Origin of the sequence: Cohnella mopanensis (assembly GCF_022352055.1) — a bacterium.
In the GTDB taxonomy this organism is placed as follows: domain Bacteria; phylum Bacillota; class Bacilli; order Paenibacillales; family Paenibacillaceae; genus Cohnella; species Cohnella mopanensis.
The window spans coordinates 119500-136917 of the sequence record NZ_JAKRWM010000022.1 but is presented as its reverse complement, the minus strand read 5'-3'; the positions used below and the strand labels follow the sequence as shown (position 1 = coordinate 136917).

16 protein-coding genes are annotated in these 17418 nt (G+C 47.9%); 13 read left to right on the top strand and 3 right to left on the bottom strand.

Translation table 11 applies throughout. The features are described from left to right. Nucleotides 1-760: cellulose binding domain-containing protein (locus tag L3D05_RS23780; RefSeq protein ID WP_239618871.1), on the top strand; the 760-nt coding region annotated here is incomplete at its 5' end. 505 nt (nt 761-1265) lie between these two features. Further along, nucleotides 1266-2045, top strand: a complete 780-nt coding sequence (locus tag L3D05_RS23775) for a helix-turn-helix domain-containing protein (protein WP_239618870.1) — start codon at nt 1266-1268, stop codon at nt 2043-2045. 62 nt (nt 2046-2107) lie between these two features. Here L3D05_RS23775 and L3D05_RS23770 read toward each other — a convergent pair whose 3' ends face one another. Next, a complete protein-coding gene (locus tag L3D05_RS23770; protein WP_239618869.1) occupies nt 2108-3223 on the bottom strand; it encodes an MGDG synthase family glycosyltransferase in 1116 nt (371 codons plus the stop codon). 102 nt (nt 3224-3325) lie between these two features. Here L3D05_RS23770 and kapB point away from each other — a divergent pair, with 102 nt between their 5' ends. Together kapB and L3D05_RS23760 are read left to right on the top strand one after the other, a co-directional pair. Further along, nucleotides 3326-3706 (top strand): kinase-associated lipoprotein KapB, encoded by a 381-nt coding sequence (kapB, locus tag L3D05_RS23765; protein WP_239618868.1) that lies wholly within the window; start codon nt 3326-3328, stop codon nt 3704-3706. A gap of 186 nt (nt 3707-3892) precedes the next feature. Then, nucleotides 3893-6166: an immunoglobulin-like domain-containing protein gene (locus tag L3D05_RS23760; protein WP_239618867.1), complete on the top strand. Its 2274-nt coding sequence runs from the start codon at nt 3893-3895 to the stop codon at nt 6164-6166. A 64-nt stretch (nt 6167-6230) separates the two neighbouring features. Here the strand turns inward: L3D05_RS23760 and L3D05_RS23755 are convergent, their stop codons facing one another. After that, nucleotides 6231-7511, bottom strand: a complete 1281-nt coding sequence (locus L3D05_RS23755) for an SGNH/GDSL hydrolase family protein (RefSeq protein WP_239618866.1) — start codon at nt 7509-7511, stop codon at nt 6231-6233. Between the two features lie 286 nt (nt 7512-7797). On the opposite strand from L3D05_RS23755, the gene gltB reads away from it, so the two are divergent. The 6 genes from gltB to L3D05_RS26535 all read left to right on the top strand — a co-directional run bounded on the left by gltB (nt 7798) and on the right by L3D05_RS26535 (nt 14879). Then, a complete protein-coding gene (gltB, locus tag L3D05_RS23750; RefSeq protein WP_239618865.1) occupies nt 7798-12402 on the top strand; it encodes a glutamate synthase large subunit in 4605 nt (1534 codons plus the stop codon). Between the two features lie 368 nt (nt 12403-12770). Next, complete coding sequence (locus tag L3D05_RS23745; protein ID WP_239618864.1) at nt 12771-13424, top strand: hypothetical protein; 654 nt, start codon at nt 12771-12773, stop codon at nt 13422-13424. Continuing rightward, the gene (locus L3D05_RS23740; RefSeq protein ID WP_239618863.1) at nt 13421-13951 is read left to right on the top strand and encodes an accessory gene regulator ArgB-like protein; all 531 of its coding nucleotides are present in this window, start codon (nt 13421-13423) and stop codon (nt 13949-13951) included. Before L3D05_RS23745 ends, L3D05_RS23740 begins: the two co-directional genes overlap by 4 nt. Then, a complete protein-coding gene (locus L3D05_RS23735) occupies nt 13944-14069 on the top strand; it encodes a cyclic lactone autoinducer peptide (RefSeq protein WP_239618862.1) in 126 nt (41 codons plus the stop codon). Before L3D05_RS23740 ends, L3D05_RS23735 begins: the two co-directional genes overlap by 8 nt. 86 nt (nt 14070-14155) lie before the next feature. Continuing rightward, nucleotides 14156-14521 carry a LytTR family transcriptional regulator DNA-binding domain-containing protein gene (locus L3D05_RS23730; RefSeq protein WP_239618861.1) on the top strand — a complete coding sequence of 122 codons (366 nt, stop codon included), beginning with the start codon at nt 14156-14158 and terminating at the stop codon, nt 14519-14521. Nucleotides 14522-14753: 232 nt separating this feature from the next. Then, on the top strand, nt 14754-14879 hold the full coding sequence (locus L3D05_RS26535) for a hypothetical protein (RefSeq protein WP_255807690.1): 126 nt from the start codon (nt 14754-14756) through the stop codon (nt 14877-14879). A 98-nt stretch (nt 14880-14977) separates the two neighbouring features. Here L3D05_RS26535 and L3D05_RS23725 read toward each other — a convergent pair whose 3' ends face one another. After that, entirely contained in the window at nt 14978-15349 is a 372-nt protein-coding gene (locus tag L3D05_RS23725; RefSeq protein ID WP_239618860.1) for a helix-turn-helix domain-containing protein, read from the bottom strand. 249 nt (nt 15350-15598) lie between these two features. On the opposite strand from L3D05_RS23725, the gene L3D05_RS23720 reads away from it, so the two are divergent. The 3 genes from L3D05_RS23720 to L3D05_RS23710 are packed head-to-tail and all read left to right on the top strand — an operon-like array spanning nt 15599 to nt 17331. Further along, the gene (locus L3D05_RS23720) at nt 15599-16057 is read left to right on the top strand and encodes a PilZ domain-containing protein (protein WP_239618859.1); all 459 of its coding nucleotides are present in this window, start codon (nt 15599-15601) and stop codon (nt 16055-16057) included. Between the two features lie 18 nt (nt 16058-16075). Then, nucleotides 16076-17146 (top strand): LCP family glycopolymer transferase, encoded by a 1071-nt coding sequence (locus L3D05_RS23715; protein WP_239618858.1) that lies wholly within the window; start codon nt 16076-16078, stop codon nt 17144-17146. Between the two features lie 35 nt (nt 17147-17181). Next, nucleotides 17182-17331: a hypothetical protein gene (locus tag L3D05_RS23710; protein ID WP_239618857.1), complete on the top strand. Its 150-nt coding sequence runs from the start codon at nt 17182-17184 to the stop codon at nt 17329-17331. The last annotated feature ends 87 nt before the right edge of the window (nt 17332-17418 follow it).

Here is a 17418-nt window from a genome sequence, read left to right as displayed (position 1 = left end):
GACGCCGATCGCAGCTCCAACGGTGCCAGCGGCACCTGCGGGACTGACGGCAACGGCAGGCAACGCACAAGTTGCGCTGAGCTGGACGGCATCGAGCGGAGCAACGAGCTACACGGTTAAACGCGCGACGACAAGCGGTGGTCCTTACACGAACGTGGCGACCGGATTGACGGCGACAAGCTATACGAACACAGGCCTGACGAACGGTACGACGTACTACTATGCCATTAGCGCATCCAACAGCGCGGGCGAAAGCGCAAACTCCACGCAAGCGAGCGCGACACCAACGGCAGGCAGCAGTACGAGCAGCCTCGTTGCGCAATACAAATTGAGCACATCCAACGCAACGGATAACATGATCTATGCAACCTTCAATATCAAGAACACTGGAACAAGCGCGGTAAACCTCAGCGATCTGAAGCTGCGCTACTATTTCACGAAAGAGGGCACTGCGGGCTTGAGCTTCTGGTGCGATTACGCGCAAGTTGGAACGAGCAGCGTCAGCGGCGCATTCGCGACGATCAGCCCGGCGAAAACAGGCGCGGACACTTATCTGGAAATCTCGTTCAGCTCTGCGGCGGGTTCTATCGCGGCGGGGGGACAGAGCGGAGACATTCAGATTCGCGTAGCCAAAACTGATTGGTCGAACTTCAATGAGGCGGACGACTATTCCTTCGACGGAACGAAATCGGCATACTCCGATTGGAACAAAGTAACGGTGTATGCAAGCGGTGCGCTGGCATGGGGAATCGAACCGTAATCGATCGACGGTTAACGAAATGAAATCCATTCTTTGACCGATAGGGGTTTCCCTATTGGGCGGGAAAGGGGCATCCATTATGGATGTCCCTTTTTGTCTTTTTTGCATGAATTTCCTTTACACTTAGCGAAAAGTCACAAAAGTGCTAAGTTGGTCATCTCAGTAGATAGATCACGCGCGCCTTATTTTAGTACAATAGATAAACAGATAATACTGCGGCAAACTAAATCCATCGAACCAGTTAGTGCTTGAAGCAGCACGGGTTGTTCGTCTTGGTGAAATTTCCTATAAATCGTGCTGTTGTTGCCGGATTTACATCAGAAATTAGGATTCTGGTGTTTTTGCCGTATACATCTTTGCTTCTATAGCTGTTACGCTTCAAACTTTCGTAAAGGGGAGGGGATATCGAGCCCAAGTTGCAAATGAAGGATTCGAAAGAGGATAACTTTATCGAATCCGTACGACAGGTGACTTGAATTCATTTTGAATGCGAAGGAGTGAATTGATGAGCACTCCGCCATCGGTAGATAGTTGGATATTACCCATTCAGATTTCAGTTCGCAGATGGAACATTCCTTTAACGGATCGTGAACGCAACCTATTGGAATACGCCTTGTGTAATGCATCCGATGAATTGATCAGGCATCCGTTATCCGGTGCGACCATGCGCATCCGCCACGGTACGGCGGTATTTTTGTTTGATTTGCCTACGCAGACTCAAATCTTGTCCGGAATCGAACATCGCTGCCGCGAATTGAGGAAGTTCGCCAAAACGTTTTTTTACGCGGATGTCGATATCGATATCGGAAATACCGTTCCCATGCGCGAACTGCCCCAAGAAAAGCTTGATGAGGCTTCGCCGTTCTCTATGGCAATAGAATCGCAATCGACCGATTTCGATCTGTTTTTGCGCATGCGGCAAGCGAGCCATTCCGAGGATGCCGTCCTGCATCAAATTCTAAATTATATCGAAGAGCATCTGCTTGAGGAACTGACGCGGGAGGATATCGCCCAATTCGTTCATTTTCATCCCGCGTATCTATCCCGATTTTTTCGCAAGAAGACTGGCTGGTCGCTCTCTGAATATATCGTTCAGAAGCGAATTGAAAGCGCGAAAGAGATGTTATCCCAATCCGAGCTTAAGATCGGCTACATCATGAACCATCTCGGATACTATAATCTGTCCCATTTCACCCGCACTTTCAAAAAAAAGACGGGTTACACGCCGCAACAATACCGTAAAAAAACGTCTCCGCATAAGATGTCGATTGTCCGCGGAACGTAACCTAAACAGACACCCTCTACCGATATTCGGCAAGAGGGTGTCTGTTTAGATTGTCCGACTGATTATTCCATTAAAGCTAGTACCGCTTCGGAGCACTTAGCGGGATGGTATTCTGCATTGCGCAGAGCGAGCAGCGTGTCGCGATGCTGGTAAGCCGCATAAGGCTCTTGGATCAGGCGGAACCAACGGTCGATCGTTTCATTCGTCTTCATCAATTCGCCGAATCCGTGCGTGACGAAGTATTCGGCATTCTCTTCTTCTTGGCCGGGAATCGGCTCGTAGAACAGCATCGGGATACCTTTGGCCATACCTTCCGTGCACGTCATGCCGCCGGGCTTAGTGACAAGCAAATCGGAAACATCCATGAGTTTGCTGATTTCCTTCGTATAACCGATCACGTGAATGTTCGGGTGTTGGAAGCGCGCATCCGAGAGCAGCTTATCTTTCGCCTTCTCGTTGTTCCCCATGCAGAGAATAAGTTGAACTCTGTCCGCATAGGCGGCCATGTATTCTACGAGTTCTTCTCCATAGAGCAGGCCCCATCCTCCGCCCATAATGAGGACGGTAGGCATATCCTTAAGCTGGAACTGCGCCAGAATCTCGGCTCTGTCATGAGGATGCCAGAAGTTAGGATGAACGGGTATGCCCGTCACTTCAATGGAGGTTGGAGGAACTCCGCGCGCGATCAGTTTGTTACGGACGGCCGGAGTGCTGACCAGATACGTGTTCACTTCCGGGTTCGTCCACGTCGCATGGGCATCGTAATCCGTTATGAGCGTATACAAAGGGACATCCAAGCCTAGCCTTTTCAAACGGCTGACGACGGCGTTAGGAATCGGATGGGTGCAGACGATTGAATCCGGCTTTAATTGCCGGACGACGTCCGATACTTGGTTGTAGAATAACCGGTGCAACGCGAATTGCGTCATGCGGTTTAATGATTTATGATAGCCGCTTCGGTACATTCTCCCGACCAGCTTTGGCTGTTTGCTTACGGTTTTGCGGTAGGCGGACAAGATCAAAGGGCCTATAATAGGATTAAGAAAAGTACCCAACTCGATGACACGCGTCTGAATTCGCGGCGATAACTGGCGTAATCCTACGGCGAGTGCATAAGCGGCTTGGGTATGTCCTGTACCGAAACCTTCGGAAAGCAGCAGAACCCGTTTTTTACGCATAAGAAATAATCCTCCACTTTTCCTACTTCCATATTACGCTGAAGAGGGATTTGGGACAAGTGGTACAATGATAAGAATCACGTTATTAGGAGGAAATGATTTATGGACGAACATATCGCTATGCCGGAAAATGTAAAAATAACATATAAAACGGGGGATTATGTCGGCGAGGTCATCGACCGCGACGAACGGCGGGTATTAGTCAAGGTGCTCGCGGTAATGAAGCATCCCACCCAGGGCGATCTGCATAGCTCTTATGATCCGGATGCGGGGATGTTCCATGAACGCAGGGCGCTCTCCTATACCGAGAAGGTGTGGGTACCGATCAACGCCGTTCAGCCTTATAAGGGAACGGTTCCAGATTATAAGGAATCGCTGGGAGCGGCTTTTGAGCTGGAGTGGGAGAAAATCGACCGGTTAAAGCGTTGGTCGGAGCTCTGTTTAGAGAAGCTGGAGAGCCTTCGTAAAGATTACGGAAAGTAAGCTGTAACTAAAGTAACGAATATATGGCTTTATTCGACCGCGCCTTAGTCTTTTGGACCTAAGGTGCGGTTGTTTTGTGTCAGAATATAAGGTTTTTTTAATTCCATCTTCAGGAATCCGCATTTGAAACCGTTATATAAGAAGAGTGTTCAAAAGAATAACCGTATATGGAGGATCCGTTTACAAATGAAAATGTGGAGTAAAACAGCGAATCAACAGGCACTGTCGTCCCGTCCAAGCAACATTTATAATCGTATTCTCTCGATGGCTTTGGTTCTCGTTTTAGTTCTTAGCACTTTTGGAGGAATTGCTTCGGCAGCGGACGAAACGGTAAATTCCGTTCATATCGACTCCGATACCCCATCCGGAAAATTATATGTCGAAGATAATTCTATTATTCTGACTGCCACCGCAAGTATCTCCGGGGGATCCGGAGCGTCAACCCGCAATGTAACGGATGAGGCGACATGGACTTCTACCTCATCATCGGTAAAGGTCGTAAAAGGCGTCGTTACCGCGTCGGGAGCCGTGTCTTCGGCTATCATCACGGCTAGGTACAAAGATCAAACAGACACCTTCCTCGTGAGTGCTGAATACTATTATAACAACATCAATTTGTTGCGTAATTCATCGAACGTTCCCGAGAAGATGGACGTTTATCTCGGCGACAATTTGACGTTCACGGCAACTGGAAGTAAAAGCGATACGAGTGTCGATACCATTACGGATACAGCCCAATGGACAAGTTCGAACACAAATATCGCAACGGTAAGCAAAGGCGTGGTCAAGCTGTTGTCCGCCGGAGAAGCAACCATCACCGTTAAGAGCAAAGGAAAGTCGAATTCCACCATCCTTACAGTGAAGTCTCCGTTTGATAAGATCGAGATTAGAGATGCAGCATTGGAAGAACTCAAAAGTCGTCCGATCGAGTTGAATGTCGGGGATGGTTCCCTGCAATTAAAAGCAAAAGCGATCTATAAATCCGGAGCATCGGGTAACGATAATGTTACGGATGACGCAACATGGACGAGTTCTAACGTGTCAGTCGTTAAAGTTAGCGACAAAGGCGAGTTGACGATCGTAGGCTTAGGTACCGCGGTTATAACGGCCAAGCATTACGGGGCAACGGATTCCGTTACCGTCATCGTCAGAACGGAATACGAAGCGCTTAAAGTAACGCCTGAAAAAGGAATTAACGTACCGTTATTTGGTTCGCGAGTCGAATTAACGGCAACGGCGAGCAGCGGTAGAGACCCGAACAACTCCGTTACGAATTTGGCCGAGTGGAAAATTTCGGATGAAGACCAAGCGGTTGCGGTCATTAAAAAAGAAAACAATAAAGTGTACGCCGTTCCAAGAGGAATTGGAACAGCGCGGATTACGGTCACTTACATGGGATTGACGAAAACCATTACAGTTACCGTATCGCCTACGATCACGACTGTCGATATCGAGAAGGATAAGCTTGACGTATTCGTAAACGATAGCGCAGCTCTTCCGGCAGTCAAAGGCAAAACGGTAGCGGGAGATTCGAAGGATATCGCTAAGTTCGTAGAATGGACATCCAGCAATAACAATATTGTTTCGATCGAAGACGGCAAATTCAAAGCATTGACACCGGGTACGGCCATTTTAACGGCCTCTATGGAAAGCGTAGCGGGAATGCCCTTCATTGCGGATACAATTATCGTGAATGTGAATAAGAAAATTCTTGCTCTAATCCCTAGTGAGGATACGATAAGCGTTGTCATTGGCAGAGAAGCCGACTTTCCGAGAGTAGATCTGATTAACGAGGACGGAACTGAAGATACGATCACGAGTAAAATCGTTTGGAAGTCCTCGACTCCGAAGCTGCTGGTCACCCCGGCCAAGCTGAAGGGACTTCTAGCATCTTCGGCGACTTTAACCGGAACCTACATGAATCAGACGGTTAAAATCAAAGTGACGGTTGAGGAAGAGTTTACTTCTTTCGCCATCGAGCCTAAGCAAATTAGTACAACCTTGAATAAGTCTCAATCGATTAAGGTAGTCGGAACGACTAAAAGCGGTAAGAAAGTGAATATTGGCTCGCGAATTGATTGGCATCCTTCTTCGGAGGACCACGTTACGGTCAAAGGTGCGTCCGTTAGAGGTTTGGCGGAAGGTAGCGGAAAGCTGACCGCAACGGTTCAAGGAAAAAGCTTGGAGATTCCATATATCGTTACTGCCAAGCTAACGAAGCTCACGTCTTCGAATACTTCCTTCACATCAGTGGTGGGAGATCAACTTAGCGTCGAGCTTACCGCGCTTTACGAGAACGGTAAATCCTTCGATGCAACATCCTCGGCGGTATGGTCTTCGTCGACGACCTCGGTTGCTACCGTGGCCAACGGTAAGATATCGGTTAAAGGTAAAGGCACCGCAGTAATCAAAGCGGTATTCGGAGATAAATCGGTATCGATTCGCGTAACTGCTAAATAGCATTAAAAAAGGGCTCCCGTCGATATCGCGACGGGAGCCCTTTTTTTTGGTTAATATGGGCATGCTAATTATTAATAAAGGCGGTCATGAGCTTCTTGCGGAAGACGACCTGATAATCCAAACCTTCGCTTATAACCGCAAGCGGTACATAAGTTTTCTGGATTTTGCCCACCTGCTGGAAATAGGCAGGGTTTTTTAACGATTGCGAAACTCCGTTTACGATGATGGTAGAGGCCCCGATCGTGATGACGACTTCACGGCCATCCTTTGAGAATACGGCAGTTTTCGTTTTCTGCGTCCATTTCAAATCGGCATGCATGGCATCGGCAACGTCTCTTAATGCTAAGAAGGTTGTATTATTGATGGTTGCAGCCTTGCTAGGAAGCTCTTTGCCGTTAACGACAACGGAGAGAGGGACGTCGGCGGCTCTTGGAGCCGGCTTCAGGTATTGCTTCCAGATCACTTCAGAGAAGGTTTGCGCGATAGCTTCATAGCCGGCTTGCTTGGGATGGATGTCCAATCCGTCGATGACATTAAAGTAAGTATAGGGGCCTTCGTTGTCGAAAAACTTACCGGACACGTGAGCGACGCTCACGGGAATCCCTCTTTGGTTCAATTTTGCGGCGAACTGATCCAATCCAACGGCCAGTTTACTGACGGAATCCTTTAACACATTATAGAGCCCGTGCTTCTTCCATAAAGGTAGGTATTGGTCCGCAATTACGATCGTGGCATCAGGCGCTAATTCGTGTAAACGAGTCATCATTTTATCCAAATCTTCTGTATAATTATTCATTGTTTTATCGAAGCTGTCCTGTATAATTTGTCGTGCGGAATCTGTATTTGGGTCTTTGGCAGCCTGGATAATAGGGCCGAAATCGTTTCCTCCGATCGTCAAGACGACAAGATCCGCTTGGGCGAGATCGACTGCAAGCTCTGGGGTTTTACTCGCGACGAGATCGGCTTGCTGGCTTACGCGAGGGTCGAATGAGGAGAAATCCTGCAGGTCAGCCGCTTTTAACGGTTTTTTGTCTGCCGCTCCTTCAAGCAATTGACTAAGGCCGGGTGTCGTTAATCCCATAATGGCATAGTTGGTTAGTTCGGAACGTCCGTGAAACAAGGCTTGCTCGTACAGTCGGTCGACATATCCATACGGTGCCGACGTTCCGTTTACAATCTCTGGTAAAGGCTCGTATCCTACGCTGATCGAGTCGCCTAGAGCGACAATCCGATATGTGTCTTTAGTGGAAGAGACAGGGTCATTGGCCGACACGGAAGGGACGACCGTAAAGGTGAGTAAAGCGGCTAATAGAGCGGTAAAAGACGGGTGAGAGCTGAATTTCATGAGAGACAAATTCCTCCTTCATTCTTAGAAAATCGTCGTTTCGCATTTAACAATGCTTATCGACATCATAAAAATATTAAATTACCATTCTTTTCGCGGGGGTGGTAAAATAATAAATCATTCAATGAATAATTATGAATAATTGCCGCGACTAGTCCACGTATCATTTTCGAATCCCCTGTCACCCGTTGCTTCCCTCCAATATTTCTATTCTAGGGCATAAGGTTAGGGATTTGAAGCCGTTATTGCTTATTTTCCAACACTGCGAACAGAAAGGTTGATATATATGATAGAGATGCGTAAAGGTCTGCCTGTCAAACAGGGGTTGTACGACCCGCAGTTCGAGAAAGACGCATGCGGTATGGGATTTGTCGCGCATATTAAAGGTCAAAAATCGCATGAAATCGTAGAACAGGCGCTAACGCTGCTATTCAATATGGAGCATCGCGGCGGCCAGGGCAGCGAACCGAGCACCGGAGACGGCGCAGGGATTTTGCTGCAAATTCCGCATCGCTTCTTCCAAGCGGAAACGGCGAAGCTGGGCTTTACGTTGCCTGAACCAGGCGAATATGCGGTCGGGATGGTGTTCTTGCCGCAAGAGGATGACGTTCGTCGCAATCATGAGAAAATTTTCGAAGCGATCATCGCCGAGGAAGGTCAAACGTTGCTGGGCTGGCGTACGGTCCCGACGAACGACGAGTCTTTGGGCGAATCTTCTAAGAAGGTAAAACCATATGTCCGTCAAGCGTTTATCGCGCGCTCGGCAACTTTGGCCAACGATCTGGCGTTCGAACGCAAGTTATACGTTATTCGCAAGCGCGCTGAGAAAGCGATTCGGTTCTCCGGCATCGAGGGAGCGGATATGTTTTATTTTCCGAGCTTCTCGAGCAAGAAAATCGTCTACAAAGGCATGTTGACTACCGAACAGGTAGGTTTGTTTTATACCGAATTACACAATCCGGAGCTCGAGACGGCGATGGCGCTCGTCCACTCCCGGTTCAGCACGAATACATTCCCAAGCTGGGAAAGAGCGCATCCGTTCAACTATTTGATCCACAACGGAGAAATCAACACGTTGCGAGGCAACGTGAACTGGATGCACGCCCGCCAGACTTTGTTTAATACCGAGTTGTTCGGAGACGATCTCGAGAAGATCAAGCCGGTTATCGCACCGGACGGTTCCGATACGGCCATGTTCGATAATACGTTCGAATTCATGTACTTGTCGGGTCGTTCGATGGCACATGCCGCGATGATGATGGTTCCGGAACCTTGGCAGAACGACGAGCTCATGGATGAAGAAAAAAAAGCGTTCTACGAGTATCATGCTTGCCTGATGGAGCCATGGGATGGTCCTGCTGCGGTAGGCTTCACGGATGGCGTGCAGATCGGCGCGGTGCTTGACCGGAACGGTTTGCGTCCTGCCCGTTACTATGTGACGAAAGACGATTTGATCATTCTGGCATCCGAAGCCGGAGTCGTTGACATCCCGCAAGAGGATATCGTACTGAAAGACAGGCTTCGTCCGGGTCGGATCTTGCTAGTCGACACGAAGGAAGGGCGGATCATCTCCGACGAAGAGGTGAAACGTTCGATCGTAACGGAGCACCCTTACCGCGAGTGGTTGGACGACCATTTGGTCGATCTTGAAGATCTTCCCGAAGCGCCCGAATTGCCGGAGCCGGACCATGATACGGTACAGCTTCGCCAGCAAGCGTTCGGCTATTCTTTCGAGGATATTCGCAAGGTCATGGAACCGATGGCGCTTACCGGAGTAGAGCCGCTTGCGTCGATGGGATACGACTCGCCGCTGGCCGTCTTGTCCGAGAAGCCGCAGCGTTTGTTCAACTATTTCAAGCAATTGTTCGCGCAAGTGACGAACCCGCCGATCGACGCGATCCGCGAGGAAATCGTAACTTCGACTTATACAACGGTCGGTCCAGAGCGGAATCTGCTCAATCCGGAGCCGGAGAGCTGCCGCCACATCCGTCTATATACGCCATTCCTGTCGAACGAAGAGTTCGCGAAGCTGCGTCACGTTCACCGTCCGGGCTTCAAATCGATCACTTTGCCGATCTTCTTCTCGATGAAGGACGGAGAACAAGGCTTGAGAGATGCTCTTAAGCTGTTATGCGAAGCAGCGGATCGCTTGATTTCCAAAGGACACAATATTCTGATCTTGTCCGATAAAGGCATTGACGCCGAGAACGCGGCCATTCCTTCCTTGCTGGCCGTATCGACGTTACATCATCATTTGATTCGTCAAGGAACCCGTACGAAAGTGAGCATTCTGCTCGAGTCCGGCGAGCCGCGTGAAGTTCATCACTTCGCGTTGCTACTAGGATATGGCGTCAGCGCGGTGAATCCGTACTTGGCGTTCGAGACGCTCGACGACTTGATTCGTCAAGGGATGATGCGCAATATTTCGCACGAGAAAGCCGTTAAGAACTTTATTAAAGCCGCGACCAAAGGCGTCGTGAAAGTTCTGTCTAAGATGGGGATATCCACCATTCAATCTTACCGCGGCGCGCAAATCTTCGAAGCGGTCGGTTTGAACTCGGAAGTGATCGAGCAATATTTCACGGGAACGGCTTCGCGGATCGAAGGAGTAGGCTTCGACGTTATTACGCGTGAAACGCTTACGGCTCATCTTCGCGCTTACTCCTCGCAGGAAGGCGCGGAACGCGAGCTTGATTCCGGCGGCGACTATCAATGGCGCAAAGACGGGGAAGATCACCTATTCAATCCGCAGACGATTCACACGCTGCAGATGGCTACCCGTACTGGCAATTACGATACGTACAAGAAATATTCGGCACTCGTTCAAGGAGAATACGATCAAGTTCGTACGCTGCGTTCGCTTCTGCAATTTAACTTCGACCAGCCACCGGTGCCGATCGAGGAAGTGGAACCGATCGAATCGATCTTCAAGAGATTCAAGACCGGTGCAATGTCGTTCGGATCGATTAGTAAAGAAGCCCACGAGTCGCTTGCGATCGCTATGAACCGGATTGGCGGGAAATCCAATTCCGGCGAGGGCGGAGAAGATTCTGCTCGCTATATTCCGGACGAGAATGGCGATTCGCGTCGCAGCGCGATTAAACAAGTCGCATCCGGCCGCTTCGGAGTAACGAGCTATTATCTCTCTAACGCGGAAGAGATCCAAATTAAGATGGCCCAAGGAGCTAAGCCTGGAGAAGGCGGTCAGCTCATGGGACGTAAAGTGTATCCGTGGGTTGCGGAAGTGCGGGGAACGACGCCGGGCGTCGGACTCATCTCGCCGCCGCCGCATCACGATATCTACTCCATCGAGGATTTGGCTGAGCTTATCCACGATCTGAAGAACGCTAATCCGCGCGCTCGGATTAACGTGAAGCTCGTATCTGAAGTCGGCGTAGGAACGATCGCCGCCGGCGTTGCCAAGGGCCGTGCCGATGTCATCCTCGTAAGCGGATATGACGGCGGAACCGGTGCTTCTCCGATCGGCTCGATCCGCCATGCGGGCTTGCCGTGGGAGCTCGGACTTGCCGAGACGCATCAGACGCTCATTCTGAATAACTTACGCGACCGTGTCGTCGTGGAAACCGACGGTAAAATGATGACGGGCCGCGATATTGCGATCGCAACGCTGCTGGGCGCCGAGGAATTCGGTTTCTCGACCGCGCCGCTAGTCGTTCTAGGTTGTATCATGATGCGCGTATGCCAATTGGATACTTGTCCGGTTGGGGTCGCGACGCAAAATCCGGAGCTTCGCAAGAAGTTCATGGGCGATCCGGAACATGCCGTTAACTTCATGAAGTTCATTGCCGAAGAATTCCGCGAGATCATGGCGCAGCTCGGATTCCGCACCGTCGAAGAGATGGTCGGCCGTGTAGACCGCTTGGATTCGAAGCTAGCTATCAAACACTATAAGACACAGGGCATCGATCTGACGCCGTTGCTGCATATGCCGGAATTGCCGGAAGGTTCTTCGCGGTTCAATACGAAGTCGCAAAATCATTTGCTCGAAGAGTCTCTCGACATGCAAACGTTGCTTCAAGCCGCGGCACCTGCGTTGGAAAATAAGCAACCGGTTAAAGGGACGTTCCCGATCAAGAACACGAATCGGGTGGTCGGAACGATCGTCGGTTCGGAAGTGACGAACCGGTACGGCAAAGATGGCCTGCCGGCGGATACGATCCAGTTCCATTTCGTCGGAACGGCGGGTCAAAGCTTCGGGGCGTTCATGCCTAAAGGGATGACATTAACGCTGGAAGGCGATTCGAACGACTATGTCGGCAAAGGCTTATCCGGAGGCAAAATTGCGATCTATCCGTCGGATAAATCATCGTTCAAAGCCGAAGACAACGTTATTATCGGCAATACGGCGTTCTATGGAGCGACGAGCGGAGAAGCCTACATCCGCGGCGTTGCCGGGGAAAGGTTCGCTGTGCGTAACAGCGGCGTGAACGTCGTCGTTGAGGGCGTGGGCGACCATGGTTGCGAATATATGACGGGCGGACGCGTCGTCGTGCTCGGTAAGACGGGCCGCAACTTCGCTGCCGGTATGTCGGGCGGTATCGCCTACGTAGTCGATTGGGACGGTAAATTCGTCAATCGTTGCAACTTCGAGATGGTCGGACTTGAGCATCTCGAAGATCAAGACGAGATCGCAGCGATTCGCGCGATGATCGGTAACCACGTTCAGTATACGAACAGCGATCTTGGCCGCAGAGTGCTGGAGGATTGGAACGGCATAGTGAACAAAATTGTCAAAGTCATCCCTAAAGATTACAAACGGATGATGGAACAAATCGCCAAAGTGCAAGCCCAAGGGCTCAGCGGCGAACAAGCCTTGCTTGCCGCCTTCGAAGCCAATATGCGCGATCTGTCGCGCGTTGGCGGTAACTAAACCTAATAGGCATTAATGTGACGTACGCCGATAGAAGTGCTCCAAGCGCTTCTGTCGGCGTCTTTGCGTTTTCTACCTTAAATAAAGGTCAAACGTCTAAGTGTAAAAATTATTTCGGATCGTTGTCCCAATTTTGGATGTAGGGCTGCAAACTAATTGCACATTTTCCACTTAGTTTCACCTACAGAAGGTATAAAAAAATCTAATACCGCAAATCTAACGGCTATTTTTCTAGTTAAAGCAGAAAACGTTTTACTAACGAGGCACAAAGATGGATAATTCGCTATAATTCTATTAAACTTCTTTCATTCTGGTAATTTTAGGTGTAAAATGAAAGCGACTACAAGTAGCTTTACAGGAGGCACAACATGTCTCAATTTTTGTTAGATGTATCGGTGAACATGTATGAAACTATTGCAATGTTCGGTTTAATGCTGGCTATGTTTCGGATTTCATTGCGGAACTATATCCCACATACTGTTATTGCGTCCATCGTCATGGCCCAAACTTCATATCTTTTAAGATTTGTATTTCATTTGGATAGCATAACTCCGCTATTCATGTTGCTATGGTTTTTAGTTTTCATTTGGATGGTATATCGTATCCATTTCTTCTATGTTTTACTGATCGTCGTAAGCGGATATTTAGGCTATTTAATTATCCAGTCGGCTATGCTCATCTTGTTGCAGATTGAGTTTACGATGGAAGAGATCACGCGGACATTACTTCATGTAAAATTAATTCAAATTGCAGGTTCGACTTTAACGCTAGGATGTGCTTACTGGTTGTTAAAAAAGAGAATCGGATTCTCGTTCGTTCCGGATCGTATGGATGAAAAAGTGGAGATCAAGGGAATAAACCTGTTGATTCTCATAGTATCTTTAATCGCTTGCTTATTCATTTCGGGCGTTGCTTATATTTTTATAAACGTTAACTTTTTATTTAGCACATTGTGGACTGTACTTCTATTTATATTGTTGATTATCTTGAATTTTTCATTAAGGAAGGAGATGAAATCATGATTGAATCTGTTTCCGAGAGAATAAGCGGGTATTTATATGAACGTAACGATAGTAAGAATGTCAGTAAAGAGGTCATGAAGTATGCACTCATATCAATAATGACGAATACGGCAACGATAATTTTAAGCTTATGCATCGGTCTCATCGATGGGATGTTCAAGGAAACATGCATTGCATTGGTTGTAACAGCCGTACTGAGATTGTTGGCAGGTGGACGTCACTTGCAATCACCGATTCTATGTATTCTTGCATCTTCAGCAGTCGTTGTGGTTGTACCATTCGTGCCATTAATCCTTCCACTTATATATGCCTGTACAGTTATAAGTCTTCTGCTGGTTTGGAAGTTTGCTCCTGTTGATTTCAAAAATAACACTAGAATAACAGATGAGACTTTGAAACTAATGAAGTATGCAGCATTGCTTCTCATTTGCTCAAATTTATTTATCCAGTCTCAACTTTTGGCGATATCTTGGTTTATTGTCGCACTTACACTTATACCCTATAAAGGAGGTGAGGACCATGAATAAGAAGCTAGTAAGTTTATTAGCTACAGCACTTGGAATGGCAGCAATCATCTTCGTAACTACTGCTTGCGCTGGAGCAGTTGGGCACAGACCTAAATTGCCAGCCGAACTACTGAAGTAATGAGTGTTTGAGAGAAGAAGGCTGCCGGATCATAAAACATCCGGCAGTCGCTTTTAGCAAGGGTAATCTTACATGGAGTGGAATTCATGATTCAACCTGTCACTAGGGACCGGAACAACGATGGTGAAGTCATCATGATGGATATGGCAGATGTGTTATATATCCAGACAGAAGATGGAGCGGTTGTCTTTCATACACCCGAGGGTAGGTTTTTTCCGCTCGTTCCATCGTTAAGCATGTATGCCAAGCATACCGATAATATCAATTTTCAGAAACTAGACCGCACGAATCTTGTGAATATGAAGAAAGTCAAAGTATTCGACGAAAAGCGTGGCATGGTTTTTTTCGAGGATGATGCGGGACCGAATAGCCCAAGCGCTATAGTTGCCTTCATGAATATCGGTAAGCTTAAAGATACGATTCTTTCTTGGATTGAACGCAATCTCAAATGAACTAGTCTCGTATACGAGGCTGGTTCATTCGTGTCTATATAATCATCGTTGTAAAATTTAGGTACAATTTACCTATTCGTCCCAATCGGAGACTGTTCGACAAAAGTTCCGATATATTTATAAGGATTCGCCCCATCGCTCGACACCCTCCGCAAGACCTATAACCTATACTAGCTTTAGTGTTCATTACCTGAATTAAAGAGAGGGTTTGGGAGCGGAGATGGATAGGGATATGCTTAGCGGTAATAAGAAAAGCAATCAACCGTTGGAAATTGACATCCGCAAAATTCTGGAGCAACTCGGTGTTCAGGAAGAGAAATGGCCGGAAGAATACAAAAACCCGGTTAATCAGAACTAACCTTATTGCATACATACACTTAATAGAACAAAAACCTCAGCAGGAATCCGGATGCGCTTCGCATCCTTCCCGTGAGGTTTTATTTGTTATGGAAAGCATTAGTGGTTCATGTTCCGTTCCGCACGGACAAAAGCGATAAATCTGCGGGCTTCCTCTGCAGTCAACTTACGACCGTCGATCGTTAATGCGTAGTTGTCCAACAATTGCTCATCCGCAAGCTCTAATTCGTCGGAAAACTGACGAACCTCGGGATCGAGGGTGACGTTGGATTGTGACGTTCTACCGACAAGATAATCTATTGAAACCTGGAATAAGTCAGCAACCTTTCCCAAAGTTTCCGTATCGGGCTCTCTGCGGTTTTTCTCGTAGTGGGATAATGCCGCGCGTGAAATTCCAAGAGATGAGGCAAGCTCTTCTTGAGTTAAACCGCGTTGGTCTCGTAGAAAAGCGAGACGACTGCCGATATTCATCAGATTCCTCCTCCCTGGATGTTCAACAATTTCATCATAATATGGATGGTCAGGTTTTGCATTATTTGAAACAAAATGTCGCAATAAATTATTGATAATATAGGTATTTCCACTTTGAGAATGAAATAAACGTTAAATTAATGCCCGATAAAGCAAGTTGCTCCTTGACATGTTACAAAATGTATCGTACATTAGACTCGAAAGTAAAGATACGTTTCGTATCAATTGCGCATAGGGTTTGGTGATGGTATGGACGGAGAACGAACGGAGAACCGGCGTGAACATATTCGCTTTCAATTAACAGTGCCATTGTTCGCGGATTTATCTCTAAGCCAAGTCAAGGAGAGAGAGTTAAGAAGTAGAATCCAGAGAGTGTTGCTAAATAATATTAGCGTTGGAGGCTGCCAATTCACAACGAATTTAATCCTCCCCGTGCGCGATGACGTAGAGTGGCTACTTAAGCTTCAACTTGGTCACTATACGGTTAAGGCCAGGGCGGTCATTCTCCATACAGACAACGAAGAAGGCTTGGCCCGTTACGGGGTAAGGTGGGTTATGTCCGGACTGGAAAGGCATGCGTTCCAATATCGCTTAAACGAATATATGCGAATGGTGCTCATATCGAGTCCGCACATTCATACCTTATATAACAAAATCTCGGAACGAAAATCCGATGGACTATTCAAGAAATTCGATGTTACTTCTTAGAGCTGGAAGGGGCACCTTATGATGAAACGGGTCAAGGTCGTTCGAATCATTATTTATACGCTATTGTCTCTTATAACTCTAGCCATTCTAGGTGGCGGATACTTATGGTACTCGATGCGCCAAACGATGGATGCCATCTACGAGCCGCTTCCTTCCACGAAGTGGGAAGAGCCGGTGTTCGAGGCGGAACCGACGCAGCAAGTTGGGAACGCGGATCGAATTGTAGCCCAAGCGGCTCCTTATAAGAATATGTTGTCTTCGGCGGTTTCCACTTTGGGTCAGACTGCTGCATCAGAGGAAATGGATGTGCTTGATGCTGGCGAAGCAGATCGGATACGTCACCCCGACTTGCAGCGAGAAGATCCTTTCAGCCTATTGTTGCTCGGGGTCGATGAGAGAGTAGGGGATCGTGGTCGTAGCGATACGATGATCCTGTTAACGATTCAGCCGAAGAGCGAGTCGGCGGTCGCGATCTCGATTCCGCGAGATACGAGGGTGCTCATCCCCCATATGGACAAGTACGACAAAATCAATCATGCGTATGCATTCGGAGGAACTTCCTTATCCGTGCAGGCGGTTGAGCAATTGTTCGGAGTGCCGATCTCTTATTATATGAAAACGAACATGGAAGGTTTTGTGAAGATCGTCGATACGCTTGGCGGAGTCGATGTGGTAAATAAACGTGAGTTTACCTCGAATTATCATTTTCCGGAAGGCTCGCAGCATCTGGACGGCGACCATGCTTTATCCTATATTCGGATGCGCAAGGAAGATCCGCAAGGAGATTTCGGCAGAACGCAAAGACAGCGCGACGTTCTCGGCAATGCTGTCGAACGGGTAACGAACGTTAGCTCAATCCTAAAGCTGCCTAAGCTGCTGTCTCATCTGTCCAATAACGTGAAGACGAATTTGTCCTCGCAAGATATGTTAGCTTTGGCTAAAACCTATCGTCCAGCCATTCATAAGGTAGATACATTAATCTTAAACGGCACCGGGGAGAGAATAGACGGAATTTACTACTATACGGTAAAGCCGGAAGATCGTCAGAATGTTCGGCAACGGTTGCTTGAACACCTGCGGGATTCGTGAGGATACGATACTGATAATCTGAAGGAGGATATGAGATGGAACAATCCGTACTATTCTTTTGCGTGAAATGCAACCAACTCAAAACGATGGAGCAGGCGGGAATCCTGTTCCGCACCGGTTATTATCGCGTGCTCTACCCTCTTGGCTGCTGTGTACAGTGCGAGCATTTGTCCAGAGCCATCTAGGTCATCGATAGATTAAATTTATATAAACATGGCGTACGCCTTCCTACAATTGGTATAATTGTTGGGTATATATCCTAATGTCGGAGG

Coding starts and splice junctions, on each gene's coding strand:
- L3D05_RS23775 (WP_239618870.1), top strand. CDS start 1,266: ATGAGCACTCCGCCATCGGTAGATAGTTGGATATTACCCATTCAGATT.
- L3D05_RS23770 (WP_239618869.1), bottom strand. CDS start 3,223: ATGCGTAAAAAACGGGTTCTGCTGCTTTCCGAAGGTTTCGGTACAGGA.
- kapB (WP_239618868.1), top strand. CDS start 3,326: ATGGACGAACATATCGCTATGCCGGAAAATGTAAAAATAACATATAAA.
- L3D05_RS23760 (WP_239618867.1), top strand. CDS start 3,893: ATGAAAATGTGGAGTAAAACAGCGAATCAACAGGCACTGTCGTCCCGT.
- L3D05_RS23755 (WP_239618866.1), bottom strand. CDS start 7,511: ATGAAATTCAGCTCTCACCCGTCTTTTACCGCTCTATTAGCCGCTTTA.
- gltB (WP_239618865.1), top strand. CDS start 7,798: ATGATAGAGATGCGTAAAGGTCTGCCTGTCAAACAGGGGTTGTACGAC.
- L3D05_RS23745 (WP_239618864.1), top strand. CDS start 12,771: ATGTCTCAATTTTTGTTAGATGTATCGGTGAACATGTATGAAACTATT.
- L3D05_RS23740 (WP_239618863.1), top strand. CDS start 13,421: ATGATTGAATCTGTTTCCGAGAGAATAAGCGGGTATTTATATGAACGT.
- L3D05_RS23735 (WP_239618862.1), top strand. CDS start 13,944: ATGAATAAGAAGCTAGTAAGTTTATTAGCTACAGCACTTGGAATGGCA.
- L3D05_RS23730 (WP_239618861.1), top strand. CDS start 14,156: ATGATTCAACCTGTCACTAGGGACCGGAACAACGATGGTGAAGTCATC.
- L3D05_RS26535 (WP_255807690.1), top strand. CDS start 14,754: ATGCTTAGCGGTAATAAGAAAAGCAATCAACCGTTGGAAATTGACATC.
- L3D05_RS23725 (WP_239618860.1), bottom strand. CDS start 15,349: ATGAATATCGGCAGTCGTCTCGCTTTTCTACGAGACCAACGCGGTTTA.
- L3D05_RS23720 (WP_239618859.1), top strand. CDS start 15,599: ATGGACGGAGAACGAACGGAGAACCGGCGTGAACATATTCGCTTTCAA.
- L3D05_RS23715 (WP_239618858.1), top strand. CDS start 16,076: ATGATGAAACGGGTCAAGGTCGTTCGAATCATTATTTATACGCTATTG.
- L3D05_RS23710 (WP_239618857.1), top strand. CDS start 17,182: ATGGAACAATCCGTACTATTCTTTTGCGTGAAATGCAACCAACTCAAA.